13 protein-coding genes are annotated in these 18,252 nt (G+C 72.5%); 6 read left to right on the plus strand and 7 right to left on the minus strand.

Annotated elements, in window-relative coordinates; translation table 11 throughout:
* The 6 genes from C5708_RS08940 to C5708_RS08965 all read right to left on the minus strand — a co-directional run.
* The coding region (locus tag C5708_RS08940; protein ID WP_242920136.1) for a bacteriophage N4 adsorption protein A at positions 1-1,215 on the minus strand (1,215 nt) is incomplete at its 3' end.
* 46 nt (positions 1,216-1,261) lie between these two features.
* Positions 1,262-1,438, minus strand: a complete 177-nt coding sequence (locus tag C5708_RS08945; protein WP_242920138.1) for a hypothetical protein — start codon at positions 1,436-1,438, stop codon at positions 1,262-1,264.
* Positions 1,438-3,558 (minus strand): glycosyl transferase family protein, encoded by a 2,121-nt coding sequence (locus tag C5708_RS08950; protein ID WP_242920145.1) that lies wholly within the window; start codon positions 3,556-3,558, stop codon positions 1,438-1,440. Before C5708_RS08950 ends, C5708_RS08945 begins: the two co-directional genes overlap by 1 nt.
* Positions 3,559-3,566: 8 nt before the next feature.
* Entirely contained in the window at positions 3,567-4,730 is a 1,164-nt protein-coding gene (wecB, locus tag C5708_RS08955; RefSeq protein ID WP_242920147.1) for a UDP-N-acetylglucosamine 2-epimerase (non-hydrolyzing), read from the minus strand.
* 239 nt (positions 4,731-4,969) lie between these two features.
* On the minus strand, positions 4,970-5,170 hold the full coding sequence (locus tag C5708_RS08960; RefSeq protein WP_242920149.1) for a hypothetical protein: 201 nt from the start codon (positions 5,168-5,170) through the stop codon (positions 4,970-4,972).
* A 30-nt stretch (positions 5,171-5,200) separates the two neighbouring features.
* Positions 5,201-5,761: a hypothetical protein gene (locus C5708_RS08965; RefSeq protein WP_242920151.1), complete on the minus strand. Its 561-nt coding sequence runs from the start codon at positions 5,759-5,761 to the stop codon at positions 5,201-5,203.
* A gap of 273 nt (positions 5,762-6,034) precedes the next feature.
* Here C5708_RS08965 and C5708_RS08970 point away from each other — a divergent pair, with 273 nt between their 5' ends.
* From C5708_RS08970 to C5708_RS08980, 3 genes are all read left to right on the plus strand, one after another.
* The gene (locus C5708_RS08970; protein ID WP_242920153.1) at positions 6,035-6,745 is read left to right on the plus strand and encodes a response regulator transcription factor; all 711 of its coding nucleotides are present in this window, start codon (positions 6,035-6,037) and stop codon (positions 6,743-6,745) included.
* Positions 6,742-8,052 (plus strand): FecR domain-containing protein, encoded by a 1,311-nt coding sequence (locus tag C5708_RS08975; RefSeq protein ID WP_242920155.1) that lies wholly within the window; start codon positions 6,742-6,744, stop codon positions 8,050-8,052. The genes C5708_RS08970 and C5708_RS08975 overlap by 4 nt, the downstream gene beginning before the upstream one ends.
* Positions 8,053-8,122: 70 nt before the next feature.
* Entirely contained in the window at positions 8,123-10,408 is a 2,286-nt protein-coding gene (locus C5708_RS08980) for a CHASE2 domain-containing protein (protein WP_242920157.1), read from the plus strand.
* Here the strand turns inward: C5708_RS08980 and C5708_RS08985 are convergent.
* Positions 10,398-10,937, minus strand: coding sequence for a hypothetical protein (locus C5708_RS08985; RefSeq protein ID WP_242920158.1), 540 nt, complete (start codon positions 10,935-10,937; stop codon positions 10,398-10,400). The two genes, C5708_RS08980 and C5708_RS08985, sit on opposite strands and share 11 nt — an antisense overlap.
* Positions 10,938-11,150: 213 nt before the next feature.
* Between C5708_RS08985 and C5708_RS08990 the strand changes: the two genes are divergently transcribed.
* From C5708_RS08990 to C5708_RS09000, 3 genes are all read left to right on the plus strand, one after another.
* Positions 11,151-13,787 (plus strand): bifunctional acetate--CoA ligase family protein/GNAT family N-acetyltransferase, encoded by a 2,637-nt coding sequence (locus C5708_RS08990; protein WP_242920160.1) that lies wholly within the window; start codon positions 11,151-11,153, stop codon positions 13,785-13,787.
* A 189-nt stretch (positions 13,788-13,976) separates the two neighbouring features.
* On the plus strand, positions 13,977-15,125 hold the full coding sequence (locus C5708_RS08995) for an efflux RND transporter periplasmic adaptor subunit (RefSeq protein ID WP_242920162.1): 1,149 nt from the start codon (positions 13,977-13,979) through the stop codon (positions 15,123-15,125).
* Entirely contained in the window at positions 15,122-18,250 is a 3,129-nt protein-coding gene (locus C5708_RS09000) for an efflux RND transporter permease subunit (protein ID WP_242920164.1), read from the plus strand. The genes C5708_RS08995 and C5708_RS09000 overlap by 4 nt, the downstream gene beginning before the upstream one ends.
* Positions 18,251-18,252 lie beyond the last annotated feature (2 nt).

Genomic DNA, 18,252 nt, shown 5'->3' on the forward strand with positions numbered 1-18,252 from the left:
AGGCCGTCCACACCAACACATCGGCCAGGAGCGGCGGACCGGGTCGATGTCCATGCCATGCCCGGCCGAATAGGCCGCGCGCACCATCCAGTCGTCGCGGGCGCGCTCGCCCAGCTTGATCATGCGGCTGCCCTCCAGCACCAGATTGGCCTGGCGGAACGGCTTCCAGCGCAGGCCGACCCAGCCCTGGGCGGTCTGGGCGCCGGTGGGGTCGCCGGTCTCGGCGGCCACGGTCTCGAACACGCGGGCGAAGGCCTCCACCGGCGCGCCGTTCCGATAGCCGCCCAGCCGCGTATAGACCTCGCCGCCGGCCTGGGTGACGCCGCGACCGCCCGACAGCGGCGCGCCGCCCGCCGCCACGCCGGCCGCGCCGTAGCTGACCAGGCCGTTGGCGCCCCAGACGCGAGAAATGTCGGCCACGTCGCGGCGGATGGCGTAAGCCGTGGTCGGGTCCAGGCTCAGGTCGCCTGACGCGACGGCGTCAAGGCCGCGCCCGAAATAGCGCACGGCGGCCTCGTCGCGGCGGACGCGCTTGGCGCTGTAGGCGGCGTCAAGCGCGGCGCGGCCGGCCAGCTTGGGCGAATCCGGCGCCTTGTCGAACAGGGCCTGGGCCGTCCGGTCGTCGCCGACGCTGAGGGCGATCATGCCGAGGTCGACGGGATCGGACGGCGCCAGCGCGCCGCTGCGATAGGCCTCGTCGAACGCCTGTCGGGCCTCGGCCCGCTGGCCAAGCCGCGTCAGGGCGACGATACGCGAGCGCAGCATGAACGCCTTGTCTTCGGGCGTGGCCGCCAGCGCGGCGGCCTGCGCGAACACGGGCGCGGCGGCCGCGTCGTCCTGGGCGGCGGTCAGGGCGGCGGCGCGGCGGGACTGCACGTCGTAGGCCGCCTCGCCGGCGTAGGGCGCCAGGGCGTCGGCCGCTTCGCGCGGACGGCCGGCCTGGGACAGGGCGTCGGCGCGGGTCAAGGCCGCCTCGCGCCGTTGAGCGGCCGACAGGCCGTCCTGGGCGAGGGCCTGGGCGAAGCGGTCGGCGGCGTCGGCGGGCCGGCCCAGGCGCATGGCGAGATAGCCGCGTTGGGTCGACAGCGCCGCCGTCGCCCCGAAGGCGCGCTCGATCTCGGCGGCGGCGGCGTCCGCGCCCTGGACATCGCCGGCGGCGGCGCGGGCGTCGACCAGCAGGGCGCGGTAGGCGCGCTCGCCCGGCTCCAGCCGCACGGCCTCGGCCGCGCCGCGAGCGGCGGCGGCGAAGTCGCGCGCGTCATTAGGCCTTGTAGGCCGCGGCCGCGGCGTTGAAGCCGGGGCCCTTGGGCTTGGCGGCGGGGACGGCGGCCGTCGCCGGAGGCGGCGCAGCGGCCTGGGCGGCGGCGGCGAGGCACAGCCCGGCCGCCGCCGACAGGGCGGCGAGGGCCGGCCTGTCGAACAGAACCGTGCGGGGCATCAGGGGCGCCTTTCTGCTAGGGCTTGGCGTTGTTGGTCGATGGCGGCGGACAGGGCGTCGGCGGCGACCACGCCCCGGCGCACCAGGAACTCGCCGATGCGGCCGTCGCGGACGGGCTCGTAACCGCCGAGGGCTTCGTCGAACGCCTCGCGGCGCACATGGCCGCCCTCGATCAGCAGGTCGCCGATCAGCGGCGCGTCGAGGCCCGGCGCGAAGGCGTCGCCGTCGCCGGCCAGCAGCCGCAGGCCGGCGTTGATCTCGCTCTCGCGGGCGATCTTCTGCAGCGGCTCGCCGCCGAGAACCTTGGCCAGTTCGCCGGCCTCGTCCGCCGTCAGCGGCCGGGCGACGGCGACGATCGGGGCGCCGCTCTCGGCGCGGCCGACCGGCAGGGCGCGCAGGCGCACGCAAAGGGCCGCCGGCGCCTCGCCCCGTTGGCGCGACACCGCCTCGGCGCCCACCGGCGTGCGCGGCAGGTGGCTCTGCATGGCGATGGCCTCGGCCAGGGTCTCGTCGTCCAGCCAGCCCTTGGCCATCAGGATGCGGCCCAGGCGCTGGCCGCTGCGGGCCTGTTCGGCCAGCGCCGCGTCGATGCGGGCCGGCGTCGCCGCCTCCCAGCTGACCAGGATCTCGCCGAGCGGCCGACGGTCGCGGCCCAGGGCCTGCGAGCTTGGGAACTGGTGCATCGTCTTGTCCCAAACGATCGGCGTGCCGAACAGGACGTTGGAGAAGAAGATACGCAAGGCCCGCGCCGTGGCCATGAAGTTGACGAAGCTGGCGACGATCAGGCGCACCAGCGACATCAGCCCGTGCTCCCAGCCGTAGACGCGGTTGACGAAGTAGAACCGCTGCACGACCCGGGCGACCAGGGCGACGGCGTTGAACCACAGCAGGGCGCGGAACCACCAGGTGTCCGGCAGCAGCGCCTGGTCCGGCCGGCCCATCCAGTGCAGGACCAGGCTGAGCAGCAGCAGGTTGATCAGCACGAAGTACGAGACCAGCGCCAGGCTGGGCGTGATCAGCGCCTTGCGGTCGCGGACCAGGAAATAGTTGGTCCACAGCGACCGCGTCCAGCCGAGCTGGGCCCAGCCCTGCAGCGAGATGCCCAGCGTCCAGCGCGCCTTCTGCCGGTAGGAGGTCTTGAAGGTGTTGGGGAAGTACTCGCGCACGCACAGCGACATGCGCAGCGACGAGGACTTCTCCTTGCCAAGGCCGAACAGCGTCTTGCGCTTGACCCGGAAGTCCACCGGATAGTGGGCGATGATCGACGGCATCCGCTCGGCCGCCAGGCGCGCGCCGATGTCGTAGTCCTCGGTCAGGCTGGCGGTGTTGAACGGCTCGTCGTGATTGTGCGCCTTGAGCGCCTGCATGGCGCGGCGCGAGAAGCAGGTGCCGACGCCGGCCGACGGCACCGCCTTGGCCAGCGCCTCGCGGACCACCAGGTCCTTGGCGTGCCATTCGGCGAACTCGTCCATATAGGTGCCGGCGATCAGCTCGCCGTAGCCCCGCTCGAGCGAGACAACCGGCAGCTGGATCAGGTCCTTGCGCGGCAGCAGGTAGTTCAGGAACTTCAGTTCGAGCGGGTGCAGCACGTCCTCGGAATCGTGCAGCACCATGCCGGCGAACGGGCGGCCGTGGCTTTCCTCGTGCGCCATGATGGCCCGCACCACCGCGTTCAGGCAGTCGGCCTTGCAGGTCGGCCCGGCGTGCGGGACCTCGACGCGCACCACGCGGCGATGGCGGCGGCGCATGCGCTCCACCTCGGCGATGGTCTCTGGGTCGTTGGGGTAGGTCCCGACGAAGATCACGTAGTCGCTGTAGTCGAGCGTGCCGATGGTGTTCTCGATCATGGCGGCGATGACGTCGTCCTCGCGCCAGGCCGGCACCATGATGGCGATCGGCTGTTCGGCCTTGTCGTAGAGGGCCTGGACCGGCAGGGGCTCGTGGCGCGGCTCGACGAACAGGCGGCGATAGGCCGCCCGCACCCAGAACACCACGTCGACGAACAGGTCGTCGATCGAGGACACGGCGATCAGCACCGCCGTCGCGACGGCGATGGCGCCGACGACGGCGACGTAGGCCGACACGGGATCGTGCGGCCACAGGGCGGCGATGTCGAACATGGCTGGTATCAGGCGGCCAGGTCGTTGGCCGCGTCTCCCGCCGCCTGGAACTCGTTGACGGGACGGCCGGTCACGGCGTCGACGATGCGGGCGGCGGCGCGGCCGTCGCCGTAAGGGTTGCGGCGGCGCGACAGGCCGCGGCGCAGATCGTCGTCGTCAAGCAGCAGCTCGACCTGGCCGACGATGTTGTCGCAGGACGAGCCGACCAGCCGCACCGCGCCGGCCGCGACCGCCTCCGGACGCTCGGTGACGTCGCGCATCACCAGCACGGGCTTGCCCAGCGACGGCGCCTCTTCCTGCACGCCGCCGGAATCGGTCAGCACGAGGTCGGCGCGCTGCATCAGGCGCACGAACGGCAGGTAATCCTGCGGCAGCAGCAGATGGACGTTGTCGAAGCCGGCCAGGGCCTCCAGCACCGGACCGCGCACGTTGGGATTGAGGTGCACGGGATAGACGATCTGGACGTCGTCGCGGGCCGCCAGGCGGCGCAGGGCGCGGCAGATGTTCGAAAAGCCGTCGCCGAAGCTCTCGCGGCGGTGGCCGGTGACCAGGATCATGCGCCGGCCCGGAACGGCGGCGGGCAGGCCGGCGTCGATGCGCCCGCGCAGGCGATGGTCGGCGTCGAGCAGACCGGCCGACGACTTCAGCGCGTCGATCACGGTGTTGCCGGTGACGAACACCTGGCCGCCCAGCTTTTCCTGGCGGATGTTGGCCCGCGAGCCGACGGTCGGGGCGAACATCAGGTCGCTGACCAGATCGACGGCGCGGCGGTTCATCTCCTCGGGCCAGGGCTTGGCGAGGTCGTAGGTGCGCAGGCCCGCCTCGACATGGCCGACCGGGATGCGGCGATGGAAGGCGGCCATGGCGGCGGCCATGGCGGTGGTGGTGTCGCCGTGAACCAGCACGCGGTCCGGGCGGGCGTGCTCCAGCACCTCGTCCAGGCTGGCGATCATCTTGGCGGCCAGCCCGTTCAGGGTCTGGTCCTGCGCCATGACGTTGAGGTCGTAGTCGGCCCGGATGGCGAACAGCTCGAGCACCTGGTCCAGCATCTGGCGGTGCTGGCCGGTGACGCAGACCAGCGGCGTCACGCCGGCGTCGTTCTGCAGGGCGCGCACGACGGGCGCCATCTTGATGGCCTCGGGCCGGGTTCCAAAGATCGACAGGACACGCATCGGGGGCGCTCCTTCACTGCGCGCCGCCTCGCCCGGCCGCGCGGCCGACAGGCCGCGCTCCGGATACGGACCTCAAGGTCCGCAAGACACAACGCTGGGTCCAAACAACGCGATCTCGCCGGACTGGCGGCGCCCCCACGCCCACCACATCGACCGAAGCCCGAGATCGCTAACGGTTCCTAGGGTGTACCCCCGCGCGGCGATTTCACCGCGTAAACCAAGGTAAAGTGTTGGATAGTTTACAGTTCGCCGTTGATCGACGGCGCGTCTGGCCGGACGGCGACCGAGGCGGCGCGGCCCCTTCCCCTCAGCCGCTCGGCCAGCGAGCGCGCGGCCTCCTCGGCCTCGCCGCGATCCAGGAACAGCATCTCGTTGGTGAAAGGCGGGCACCGGACGGCCCATCCCTGACCCAGGGCTTCGATGAAAACGGTGATGGTCAAAAGCTTTTCCTTGTCGATGGCGGCCGCGCGTCAGGCGCCGCCCTCGCGATCCCCGTGAGCGGCGGCGGCCTCGTCGGCGTCGACCCAGAGACGGGTCATGACGTCCCTGGCCTCGATCAGCAGGCACAGGCGATCCAGGGCCAGCACGACGGACTTCAGCTCGCGGACCAGCAGGCTTTCGCCGCTCTCCGGCGTCATCCGGGCCAGAATCTCCTCAGACGCCTGGCAGCGCAGGCAGGCCTGATGCAGCAGGGTCAGCGAGCGGGCCAGATGGGTCCAGGGCCGGTCGGCGGCGTCCGGTTCGGCCGGATCGACGCGCTCGGGCTCGTCCGAAACCTCCGCCGCCATGTTCGCCGGGGCGAGGTTGACGATCAGCAGGGCCAGGCGCCGCATGCTGTTCGAAGCGCCGGCGACGCTGCGCTCCAGGCGCTGGGTCAGGCCCCGCCCGGCCGGCGGGACGGCGGTCAGCGCCCTGGGCCGGCCGTCGTCGTGCAGCAGCGCCCCGTTCAGGCGCTGGAGCGCCAGCAACATCTCCTCCAGCCAGCGGTGGGGGTGATCGCCATCGACATTCGCGACCGGGGGCGACGCCATGGGCCTAACCGCGAAAAACGGCGCGGGCCGCGGCGGACGGGAGCGCGCGATCGGGGAAAAGCGGCATGGACCTGACTCGACTTGCGAAGGCCGCTGTCCGGCGCGGCGCAAATCCGGCCCTAGCAGCCAGGGAGCCAATTCCTGCGTAAACCGTTGCAACATTTGCGATTGTTTACATTTTGCATGGCCTTGGGCGTTAACTTTGCTGGTATTGGGACGTTCAAGGTCTTCGTCCGCGGCGTTTCCGCGGTGGAGACGTCAGTTGGAAGATGCATGAGAGTCGCGGCCCTCGATGATGATGAGGCGCAGCTGGAGGCCGTATCGCAGCTTGTCCTGGCGACCGGCCACTCCTGTCTGCCGTTCCAGTCCGGCAAGGCCCTGATCGCGGCGCTGCGGCGCGAAAGTTTCGACCTGTTGATCCTCGACTGGAACCTGCCGGAAATGTCGGGGCTGGAGGTCATCGGCTGGGTGCGCCAGCACGTCTCCGACCCGCCGCCGATCCTGCTGCTGACCAGCCGCACCGACGAGGCGGACGTGGTCGAAGGCCTGAACGCCGGCGCCGACGACTATGTGGTCAAGCCGTTCCAGCCCAGCATCCTGCGCGCCCGCATCGCGGCGCTGTTCCGTCGCGCCTACAACCGGGCGCCCGACAAGGTCGAGGATTTCGACGGCTACAGCTTCGACAGCGCCGCCGAGGCTGTGTCGATGCGCGGCGACCTCGTCACCCTGACCGCCAAGGAGTTCGGGCTGGCCTTGCTGCTGTTCCGCAACCTGCACCGCGCCCTGTCGCGGGCGCATATCCTCGAAGCCATCTGGGGCCGCAACCCGGACCTGCCGACCCGGACCCTCGACATGCACATCTCCCGCATCCGCTCCAAGCTGAACCTGCGGCCCGACAACGGCTTCCGACTGGTGCCGGTCTACAGCTACGGCTATCGCCTGGAACGCCTGGACGCCGGCCGGTCCGCCGAGGCCGACGCATGATCGGCCGCCTCGCCGCCGCGCCCGTCTTCGCCGCCGCCGCGCTCGCCGCCGGCTGCGCCGTCGCGGCCGAGCCCGTGGTGGTCTACGACGTCAAGGCCGGAGACAGCCTCTACGCGCTCGCCGGCCGCTACTTCATCCGCCTCAGCGACTATCGCGAGGTGCAGCGGCGCAACCATGTGCGCCAGCCGCGCCGCATGCCCGTGGGCCTGAAGCTGGAGGTGCCGACCCGCGTGCTGCGGACCGAGCCGGTGGAAGCCCGGCTGGGCGCCTTCCGCGGCCCGGTCAACGTCTCGACCGCCGGACGCGCCGCCGCCGCCAGCGCCGGCCTGCTGGTGCGCGAGGGCGACCTCGTCGCCACCGGCGCCAACGCCTTCGCCCGCATCGACATGCCGGACGGCTCGCGGGTGGCCCTGCCGTCGCAGAGCCGGGTGCGGGTCGAGCGCCTGCGCCGCACCCTGCTGACCGGCGCCGTCGACCGCGCCTTCGTCGTCGAGGCCGGCCGGGGCGAGTCGACGGTGACGCCCCTGCCGACGCCGCAGGACCGCTACATCGTGCGCACGCCGATGTCGGTCTCGGCCGTGCGCGGCACCGAGTTCCACGTCCGCTACGATCCCGAGCGCCATAGCGCCGCCACCGAGGTGGTCAGCGGCCTGGTCGCCGTCACCGCCGACCAGGACCGGTCGGCGTCGGTCCCCGCCGCCTACGGCGTCGCGGTCGGCGCCAGCGGCGCCTTGCATCCCACGCCCCTGCCGGCGGCGCCGGCGCTGCTGCGCCCGGACAAGGCGCAGGACGAACCCAAGGTGGTCTTCGACGTCGCCCCCGTCGCCGAGGCCCGCGGCTATCGCATCCGGCTGGCCGCCGACGCCGGCTTCCTGGACGCCTTCGCCGAGGCCACGGCCGACGGCCCGCAGGTGGTCTTCGAGGGCGTGCCCGACGGCGACTACTTCGCCCGCGTCAGCGTGATCGGCCCCGAAGACCTCGAGGGCATGCCCAGGACCTACGCCTTCGAACGCTTCCTCAACACGCTGGACCTGTCGCCGATGGCGACCAGCAAGCGCGGGCGCGAGCGGCGCTACCTGTTCCGATGGACCGCCGGCGGGAACGGCGAGCGGACCTACCGCTACCAGCTGTCGCGCGACGGCGCGGCGACGCCGGTGGTGGACGAGGCGGGGCTGAGCGAGACGCAGATCACCGTCACCGACCTGCCGCCCGGCGCCTACGTCTGGCGGGTGATGTCCCGCACCTTCGCCAAGGGCCGCCACATCGACAAGTGGTCGCCGCCCCAGACCTTCCAGATCGGCCGCTGACGGGGGCGGCGACGTGGCCCCCGCCCCACCCAGGCCGAGGCGCCGCCGCGTCCTGTTCGAATGGGCGGCCGTGGCCGCCGCGGCCACGGCCGTCGTCGCGGTCCTGAGCCTCGGCCAGTTGGCGGCGCGGGCAGACGCCGTCATCTACGACGCCTTCTCCAAGCTCGGCGTCCGCACCCCGCGCGACGACATCGTCATCGTCGCCATCGACAACCGCAGCATCCAGGCCCTGGGCCGCTGGCCCTGGCCGCGCGCGCGCCACGCCGAGCTCTTGCGCCGGCTGGCCCAGGCCCGGCCGAAGGCGGTGGCCTACGACGTGCTGTTCGTCGACCCGGACCGCGATCCCGGGGCCGACCTCGCCCTGGCCGAGGCGGTCAAGGCGGCGCGTCCGACCCTGCTGCCGCTGACCTTCGACGTGCCCGGCGAGAACGGCGCGCCGTTCCGCACCGCCCTGCCCGCCCCGCCGCTGCGCGAGGCGGCGGCCGGCCTGGGTCAGGTCAACATCGCCTTCGATCCCGACGGCGTAGTCCGCCGGGCCTTCCTCTCGGAGGGCGACGCCGGCCACGACTGGCCGCACCTGATGGAGCTGACCTACCGCCAGGCGCGGGGTGCCCCGTCGCCGGCCTTCGGGCCGGCCCCGCCGCCGTCGGCGCCCCACGCCTTGGACGGCCTGGCCCGCCGGCGGCCGATGATGATCGCCTTCACCGGCCCCGCCGGCCGCTTCCGCACCATCTCGTTCGTCGACATGATCCAGGGCGACGTGCCGGCGGTGTTCCTGCGCGACAAGCTGGTCCTGGTCGGGGCCACCGCCGACGGCCTCGGCGACCGCTACGCCACGCCGCTGTCGGGCGAGGCCGAGGCGATGCCAGGCGTCGAGGTTCAGGCCAACATGCTGGACGGCATGCTCAGCGGCCACGCCATCCGGCCGCTCGGCCCGATCGGCGCGCTGGGCTTCGCGCTCGCGCCGCTATGGCTGCTGCTGGCCAGCTTCCTGCGCCTGCGCCCGCGCGAGAACATGCTGCTGGGCGCCGGCCTGATCGTCGCCGTACTGGCCGTTTCGGCGGGGTTGCTGCTGCACGGCGGACTGTGGGCGCCGCCGGCCGCCGGCCTGATCGGCCTGCTGGCGGTCTACCCGTTGTGGAGCTGGCGGCGGCTCGAGGCGACCAGCGCCTACATGGTCGAGGAGCTGGACGCCTTCGCCGGCGAGCCCGACCTGCTGCCCGACCTGGCCGAGGCCGCGCGGCGTCCCGGCGGCGAGGTCATCGACCATCAGCTCGACCTCATGCGCCGCACCATCGGCCGGGCCCGCAACCTGCGGCACTTCGTGACCGACGTGCTGCAGGGGCTGCCCGACGCCACCTTGGTGCTGGCCCCGGACGAGCGGGTGCTGGCCGCCAACCGCGAGGCCGAGGCGCTATTCGGCGGGACGGACGGTCGCGGGCTGGCGGGGGCCCGCCTCGCCGACCTGATCGCGCCGTTCGCCAGGGCCGAGGGCGAGGGCGAGGGCGACGCGGCCGCGCCCGACGTCGAGGCGGCGGCGCCGGACGGGCGAGTGTTCAGCACGCGTCGCCAGCCCCTGACCGACGCGGCCGGCCGCGCCGCCGGCTGGATCGTCCGCTTCACCGATATCAGCGCCATCAAGGCCGCCGGCCGCCAGCGGGAGAACATCCTCCAGCTGCTGACCCACGACATGCGCTCGCCGCAGGTGTCGATCCTGGCCCTGCTGGACAGCCGCGACGGAGCGGCCGCGCCTGACGAGCTGGCCGGGCGGATCCGCGGCTACGCCCGGCGCACCCTGGCCCTGGCCGACAACTTCGTCCACATGGCCCGGGCCGAGACCCAGCACTACGCGATGGAGACGGTCGACCTCGGAGACCTGCTGCTCGACGCCGCCGACGACCTTTGGCCGCAGTCGTCGGCCAAGGGAGTCGCCGTCGAGGTCTCGACCGGCGACGCCGAACACCTGATCCGCGCCGACCGGTCGCTGCTGACCCGGGCGCTGATCAACCTCATCGACAACGGCGTCAAATACACCGACGCCGGCGGGCGGGTGGAATGCCGGGTAGCCGCAGGGGGAACCATCGACCGTCCGACCGCCGTCTGCACCATCGCCGACACCGGTCGCGGCATGAGCCCCGAACAGGCCGAAAAGCTGTTCGAGCGTTTCCACCGCGCGCCCTCGGCGGGGCGCACGCGGGCCGACGGCGTCGGACTGGGGCTGGTGTTCGTGCAGACGGTGATCGAACGCCATGACGGCGACATCCGCTGCGAGAGCCGCCTGGGCGAAGGCTCGACCTTCACCATCACCCTGCCGCTGGAGACCAACGGCGGGCCGGGTTCGCCGATCAGCGGCTGACGGCGCCCACGGCCGTCAACGGAATCCGCGCCAGGGCGGCCTGGGCCAGGGGCTCGGCCGTCTCGCCGCAGCCGCTCCGCGGGGCGCGCGTCGCGGCCTTGACGCGATAGACCTCGGCCCCGCCGGCCGCCTCGGAGATGCGCACGCTGAGGGCGCAGACCTCGGCGCCGGGCGACATCCACCACCGCTTGCTGGGCTGGATCAGCCAGTCGGGCCGTTCGCCCTTGTCGGAGGCGATCTCGGCCGCGAAGGCGCCGACGGCGACCGGGCGGGCGCTGAAGCCGGTCTCGACCAGATAACGCGGCGGCGCGGCGGCGGTCGCCGGCGACAGGCCCAACGCGCCGAGCCGGACGGCCACGGCCTGGGCGGCGGGGCGGGCGGCCTCGCCGCCGTCGGTGAGCGCGAAGCTCGCCCCCCGCGACAGGTCCGGCCCGGCGCCGCGGCTGTCGGCGGCGATCTTCGTCGAGGCGCAGCCGCAGAGCAGACCGGCCGCTCCCAGCAGCGCCGCAGCGAGATGAATTCGAAACATCAAAGACTTCGCCTCCTGGCGACCGTCCGCGCCTTTCGCACAGCCTTAGCCTCGGCGACCGAGGATGAACAGCGCCTGACGGTCGCAACCGCCTGCACGCCCAGGCTGCGGCGTCCCTCGAAAGAAGCCGGCCGCCCCTTGCGCGGGACGCCGAAATCGGGACCGATACAAGGCGCAGGGCGGCGCATCGGCGCCTCCGAAGGAGGTGCGGCGATGACCACGCGGAACTTCAACGCCCTGTTCGAACCCTCGGCCATCGCCCTGATCGGGGCCAGCAACCGGCCCGGCTCGGTGGGCGAGGTGCTGGCCCGCAACCTGCTGGAAAGCGGCTTCTCCGGCGCGGTCCTGCCGGTCAACCCGCACGAGCGGGCGGTCCGTTCCGCCCTGGCCTATCCCTCGGTGGCCGACCTGCCGGTGACGCCGGACCTCGCCGTCATCGCCACGCCGGCCGCCACCGTGCCCGACATCGTCGCCCAGCTCGGCGCGCGCGGCTGCCGCGCCGCCGTGGTGATCAGCGCCGGCTTCTCCGAGCCCGCCCTGCGCCAGCGCCTGCTCGACGCGGCCCGGCCGCACCTGCTGCGGGTGGTCGGTCCCAACTGCCTGGGCTTCATCTCGCCGGGCCGGGGGGTCAACGCCAGCTTCGCCCAGCTGACGCCCAGGGCTGGCGACATCGCCCTGGTGGCCCAGTCCGGGGCCATCACCACCGCCGTGCTGGACTGGGCCGACGGGCGCGGCTTCGGCTTCTCGCACGTGGTCACCCTGGGCGACATGGCCGACGTCGATTTCGGCGACGTGCTCGACTACCTCGCCCTCGACCGGCAGACGCGGGCGATCCTGCTCTATGTCGAGAGCATCACCGACGCGCGCAAGTTCATGTCGGCCGGCCGCATCGCCGCGCGGGCCAAGCCGGTGATCGTCATCAAGTCGGGCCGCAGCGCCGCCGGGGCCAAGGCCGCCTTCTCGCACACCGGCGCCCTGGCCGGGGCCGACGCGGTCTACGACGCCGCCTTTCGCCGCGCCGGCATGCTGCGGGTGACCGAGCTGCGCGAACTGTTCGACGCGGTGGGCACGCTGAACGCCGGCTTCCAGCTGACGGGCGAGCGGCTGTGCATCGTCACCAACGGCGGCGGGGCCGGGGTGATGGCGGTGGACGCCCTGACCGGGCACGGCGGCGCCCTGGCCGAGCTGTCGCCCGAGACCATCGAGGCCCTGAGCCGCGTGCTGCCGGCGGCCTGGTCGCACGGCGATCCGGTCGACATCATCGGCGACGCCCCGCCGGAACGCTACGAGGCGGCCCTGAAGGCGGTGCTGGCCGATCGCGCCGCCGAGGCCGTGCTGGTGATGAACTGTCCGACGGCGGTGGCCGACAGCGTCTCGGCGGCGCGGGCCGTGGTCTCGGCCCTGGCCGGCCGGGTCGACCGCCGGCCTATCCTCACCTGCTGGCTGGGCGAGACCGCCGCCGCCCCGGCCCGGCGGCTGCTCGCCTCGCACGGCCTGCCGGCCCACGAGACGCCCGACGAGGCCGTGCGCGCCTTCATGCATCTGGTCGACCATCACCGGAACCAGGACCTTCTGATGGAATCGCCGCCGGCCGCGCCCGAGGACGGCGACCGCACCGCCGCCCGCGCCATCGTCGACCGCGCCATGGCCGAGGGCCGAGCCGCCCTGACCCAGATCGAGGTCGAGGCGGTGCTCCAGGCCTACGGCGTGTCGACCGCGGGCAGCCGGGCCGCCGCCACGCCGGCCGAGGCGGCGGCGCAGGCCGAGGGCCTGCCCGCGCCCTACGCCCTCAAGATCCAGTCGCCCGACATCAGCCACAAGTCCGACGTCGGCGGCGTCGCCCTGGGCCTGCCGACCGCCGACGCGGTGCGGACCGCGGCGGAGGCGATGCTGAAGCGGGTGGCCGCCGCCGCGCCGGACGCGCGCGTCGACGGGTTCATCCTCCAGCCGATGATCGTCCGTCCCCACGGGCGCGAGCTGATCGCCGGCCTGACCGTCGACGCCACCTTCGGACCGGCCGTGCTGTTCGGGGCCGGCGGGGTGGCGGTCGAGGTGGTGGCCGACCGGGCCATCGGCCTGCCGCCGCTGAACCGCGTCCTGGCGCGCGAGATGATCGGGCGCACACGGGTCTCGCGCCTGCTCAAGGCTTACCGCGACCAGCCGGCGGTCGACGAGGACAAGGTGGCCGAGGTGCTGGAGCGGCTGTCGATGATGGTCATCGAACTGCCCGAGATCGCCGAGCTGGACATCAACCCCCTGCTGGCCGACGACAAGGGCGCGGTGGCGCTGGACGCCCGCGTCAGGCTGGCCGAGCCGTCGGTGCGCTTCGCCATCCGCCCCTACCCCGCCGGCCTGGAGCGCGACATCGTCCTGGACAGCGGCGAGCGGCTGTCCATGCGGCCGATCAAGCCGCACGACGCCCCTGGCCTGACCGAGCTGACGGCCTCGTCCTCGGCCGAGGACGTGCGCCTGCGCTTCCACGGCGTCCTGCGCCAGCTGCCGCACGCCCTGGCCGCGCGGCTGACCCAGATCGACTACGACCGCGAGCAGGCCTTCGTCGCCCTCGACGCCGACGGGGCCATCGTCGGGGTGGCGCGGCTGATCGCCGACCCCGAGGGCGAGGCGGCCGAGTTCGCCATGCTGGTGCGCACCGACCGCCAGCAGCACGGCCTGGGCCGGGCCCTGCTCGCCAGCCTGCTGGACTACGCCCGCCAGCGCGGACTGCGCAGCGTCTGGGGCGACGTGCTGAACGACAATGTCGCCATGCTGACCCTGGCCGACGCCCTCGGCTTCCGCCGCGGCGCGGCCGACGACGCGCGGCTGGTGCGGGTGACCCGGACGCTGGCCTGACGGGCCCGCCCCGCCCCTCGCCCATGGCGATCAATCGACAATTGTGAAACTTTGCAGCCGGACGGCCTCATCGAAACAATCCGGCTACATGACGCCCCTATGACCCAAGACCCGAGCGCTGGCGGCCGACAGCCTGCGGCGGGGGGATCAGTCGGGCCGCGTGCCGCGGACGAGTGCGAAGGATCGGGTATGGCGTCTGCTCAACGGCGTTTTCGATGGGGCTTCGTCGTCCTGGCCGCGGTGGTCGTCGTGCTGGCGATCTGGGCGCTGACGCATCGCAAGAAGGCCGCCCCGCCGCCCAAGGCCGGCGCGGTCTCGGTCAGCGTGGCCAAGGCCGTCCTCCAGGACGTCGCCGTCCGCGTCGAGGCCCTGGGCGCGGCCCAGGCCTGGCAGAGCGCCACCGTCCGCGCCCAGGTCAGCGGCAAGCTGGTCAGCGTCCCCGCGCGCGAAGGGACCGACGTCGCGGCCGGCGCCCTGCTGGCCGAGATCGACCCCGCGCCGTTCCGCGCCCTCCTGACCCAGGCCGAGGGCGTGCTGGCGCGCGACCGCGCCCTGCTCCAGAACGCCCGCCTCGACCTCGCCCGCTACCGCCAGCTCGCCGCCCAGGACTCCATCGCCCGCCAGCAGGTCGACACCCAGGCCGCCCTGGTCAAGCAGTACGAGGGCGTGGTCGCCGCCGACGAAGGCGCGGCGGCCACGGCGCGGATCAACCTGGGCTATTGCCGCATCACCGCGCCCTGGGCCGGCCGCATCGGCGTGCGTCAGGTCGACGCCGGCAACCTGGTCGGCGCTTCGGACGCGTCGGGCCTGTTCATCCTGAACCAGATCTCGCCCATCGCCGTGACCTTCACCTTGCCGCAGGGCGCGTTCCAGCGGCTGTCGGAGGCCTCGGCCGGCTTCAGCCGGCCGCTGGCCGTCAAGGCCCTCAGCCAGGAGACCGGCGCGGCGCTGGGAACGGGCGAGCTGACCGTGGTCGACAACCGCGTCGACCCGACCACCGGCACCATCCAGCTCAAGGCGCGGTTCCCCAATGCCGACCATCGCCTGTGGCCCGGCCAGTTCGTCAATGTCAGCCTGACCCTGCGCACCCTGCCCCAGGCGCTGACCGTGCCGGCCGGCGCCGTCAACCACGGCCCCAAGGGCGATTTCGCCTATGTGGTGGGCGCTGACGGCAAGGCGGCCTCGCGGCCCCTGACCGTCGCCCAGACCCAGGACGGCGTGGCGGTGATCGGCGCGGGCCTCAAGCCCGGCGAGACGGTGGTGATCGACGGCCAGATGACGCTGAAGCCCGGCATGGCGGTCAAACCCCGCCCGGCGGCGGGAGCGAGCGGCAAGTGAGCATCTCCGGCGTCTTCATCCGGCGACCGGTCGCCACCTCGCTGATCGCCGCAGCCTTCCTGGTGCTGGGGGTGGTCGCCTATTTCCAGCTGCCGGTGGCGGCCTTGCCCCAGGTCGACTTCCCGACCATCCAGGTCAGCGCCAACCTGCCCGGGGCCAGCCCCGAGACCATGGCCTCGAACGTGGCCACGCCGCTGGAGCGGCAGTTCTCGCTGATCTCCGGGGTCAGCCAGATGACCTCGTCCAGCTCGCTGGGCGCCACCCAGATCACCTTGCAGTTCGACCTGTCGCGCAACATCGATTCCGCCGCCCAGGACGTGCAGGCCGCCATCAACGCCGCCGGCGGCCAGCTGCCGACCAACCTGCCCAGCCCGCCGAGCTTTCGGAAGGTCAATCCGGCCGACGCGCCGATCATGCTGATCGCCCTGGATTCGGACACCATGCCGCTGAGCAAGGTCAGCGACTACGCCGACAACATCCTGGCCCAGCAGATCTCGCGCATCGACGGGGTCGGCCAGGTCAACATCGGCGGCCAGCAGAAACCCTCGGTGCGCATCCGCATCGATCCGCGCCGCGCCGCCGCCCTCGGCGTCCAGCTCGACAGCGTGCGCACGACCATCGCCGCCAGCACGGTCAACGCCCCCAAGGGCGTGATCGCCGGCGGGCAGAAGAACCTGACCGTCTACGCCAACGACCAGATCCAGGAGGTCGCCGCTTGGAACCGGCTGATCGTCGGCTATCGCAACGGCGCGCCGATCCGCGTCCGCGACATCGGCGAGGCCGTCGACAGCGTCGAGAACAACCAGATCGGGGCCTGGGCCTTCGCCGGCAAGGCCAACGCCGACAAGGGCCTCCAGGGCGGCGGGCGCGGGGTGCTGCTGATCATCTTCAAGCAGCCCGGCGCCAACGTGGTGAAGACGGTCGACCGCATCCGCGCGGCGCTGCCGGGATTGCAGGCCAACATCCCGCCGGCGATCGGCGTGCACGTCCTGGCCGACCGCACCCAGACCATCCGCGCCTCGGTGCGCGACGTGCAGATCACCCTGCTGATCACCGTCGGCCTGGTGGTGGGCGTGATCTTCTTCTTCCTGCGCAACGCCCGCGCCACCCTGATCCCCAGCGTGGTGGTGCCGCTGTCGCTGCTGGCCACGGCCGGGGTGATGCTGCCGATGGGCTTCAGCCTCGACAACCTGTCGCTGATGGCGCTGTCGATCGCCGTCGGCTTCGTGGTCGACGACGCGGTGGTCATGCTCGAGGCGATCTGGCGGCGGATCGAGCACGGCGAGCGGCCGTTCCAGGCGGCCCTGGCCGGCTCGGGCGAGATCAACTTCACCATCCTGTCGATCTCGATCTCGCTGGTGGCGGTGTTCACGCCGCTGATGTTCATGGGCGGCGTGGTCGGGCGGCTGATGCGCGAGTTCGCCGTGACGCTCAGCGTGGCGGTGGTGCTGTCGGTGCTGTTTTCGCTGACGCTGACGCCGATGCTGTGCGCCAAGTTCCTCAAGGCGCCGACGCCGCCGTCGAACCGCCTCACCAAGGGGCTGGAGACCGCGTTCCGCAAGCTGGAGAACGGCTACGCCCGGGCGCTCGACGTGGTGCTCCGCCACATGCGCCTGACCCTGGCGATCTTCCTGGGCACGGTGGTCCTGGCCGTCGTGCTGTATGCGACCACCCCCACAGGCTTCTTCCCCCAGCAGGACACCGGCTTCATCAGCGGCGTGATGGTCACCTCGCAGGACGCCTCGTTCGCCAAGACCAGCGCCAAGGTCGAGGCGGTGGCCAAGGTGCTGCGCGAGGACCCCGACATCGCCGGCTTCGGCGCCTTCGTCGGCTCGTCCGGCGCCAACCAGGCCAACCTGACCATCAGCCTGGCCCCGCGCGACGACGGCCGCACCGCCACCGCCGACCAGATCATCAACCGCCTGCGGCCCAAGCTGGCCCAGTTGGTCGGGGTGCAGACCTTCCTGCAGGCCAACCAGGACATCAACGTCGGCGGCCGGCCGGGCCGGGCCCAGTACCAGTACACCCTGTCCGACGCCGACATTGCCGAGCTGAACAGCTGGACGCCGCGCCTCCTGGCCGCGCTCCAGGCCATGCCCGAGCTCAAGGACGTCAGCTCCGACCAGCAGTCCCAGGCCGGGGCGGTGGTGCTGACCATCGACCGCGACGCGGCCTCGCGCTTCGGGATCAATCCGGCCGACATCGACGCGGCGATCTACAACCTGATCGGCCAGCGGCAGGTCGCCCAGTACTTCACCCAGCTGAACAGCTACCACGTGGTGCTGGAGGCGCCGCCGCAGCTGCAGGCGACGCCCGCCCTGTTCGACACCGTCCGCCTGGTCTCGCCGGTCACCGGCAAGTCCGCGCCGCTGTCGCTGTTCGTCAAGGCCGACCCGACCGCCGCCAGCACCCTGACCGTCGGCCACCAGGGCCAGTTCCCCGCCGCCACCCTGTCGTTCAACCTCGCCCCGGGGGTGTCGCTGGGCAAGGCGACCCAGCTGGTCGAACAGGCCCGCGAGCGGCTCGGCGCGCCGTCGACCCTGATCGGCTCGTTCCAGGGCACCGCCCAGGCGTTCCAGCAGTCGCTGGCCGACGAGCCCGTGCTGATCGCGGCGGCGCTTCTGGCGGTCTATGTGATCTTGGGCGTGCTCTACGAGAGCTACATCCACCCGCTGACCATCCTGTCCACCCTGCCCTCGGCCGGGGTGGGGGCGCTGATCGCCCTGCTGGCCGCCGGCCAGGACCTCAACGTCATCGGCATCATCGCCATCATCCTGCTGATCGGCATCGTCAAGAAGAACGGCATCATGATCGTCGACGTGGCCCTGCGGCTGGAGCGCGAGGAGGGCCTGTCGGCCAAGGAGGCGGTGACCCAGGCCTCGCACCTGCGGCTGCGGCCGATCCTGATGACCACCGCCTGCGCCCTGTTCAGCGGCGTGCCGATGATCCTCGGCCAGGGCACCGGCTCGGAGTTCCGCCAGCCACTGGGCTGGGCCATCGTCGGCGGCCTGCTGGTCTCGCAGGTGCTGACCCTGTTCACCACGCCGGTGATCTACATCTATCTCGACCGCCTGCGCCGCCGGGGCGAGCTGGAGGCCCCGGCCAGCGAGCCGGCCCCGGTCTGATC

Origin of the sequence: Caulobacter sp. CCUG 60055 (assembly GCF_022750545.1) — a bacterium.
In the GTDB taxonomy this organism is placed as follows: Bacteria; Pseudomonadota; Alphaproteobacteria; order Caulobacterales; family Caulobacteraceae; genus PUIC01.

Bases quoted from the DNA above. Each gene is read 5' to 3' on its own strand.
- C5708_RS08975 (WP_242920155.1), top strand. From the start codon at position 6,742: ATGATCGGCCGCCTCGCCGCCGCGCCCGTCTTCGCCGCCGCCGCGCTC.
- C5708_RS08970 (WP_242920153.1), top strand. From the start codon at position 6,035: ATGAGAGTCGCGGCCCTCGATGATGATGAGGCGCAGCTGGAGGCCGTA.
- wecB (WP_242920147.1), bottom strand. From the start codon at position 4,730: ATGCGTGTCCTGTCGATCTTTGGAACCCGGCCCGAGGCCATCAAGATG.
- C5708_RS08965 (WP_242920151.1), bottom strand. From the start codon at position 5,761: ATGGCGTCGCCCCCGGTCGCGAATGTCGATGGCGATCACCCCCACCGC.
- C5708_RS08950 (WP_242920145.1), bottom strand. From the start codon at position 3,558: ATGTTCGACATCGCCGCCCTGTGGCCGCACGATCCCGTGTCGGCCTAC.
- C5708_RS08985 (WP_242920158.1), bottom strand. From the start codon at position 10,937: ATGTTTCGAATTCATCTCGCTGCGGCGCTGCTGGGAGCGGCCGGTCTG.
- C5708_RS08945 (WP_242920138.1), bottom strand. From the start codon at position 1,438: ATGCCCCGCACGGTTCTGTTCGACAGGCCGGCCCTCGCCGCCCTGTCG.
- C5708_RS08990 (WP_242920160.1), top strand. From the start codon at position 11,151: ATGACCACGCGGAACTTCAACGCCCTGTTCGAACCCTCGGCCATCGCC.
- C5708_RS08995 (WP_242920162.1), top strand. From the start codon at position 13,977: ATGGCGTCTGCTCAACGGCGTTTTCGATGGGGCTTCGTCGTCCTGGCC.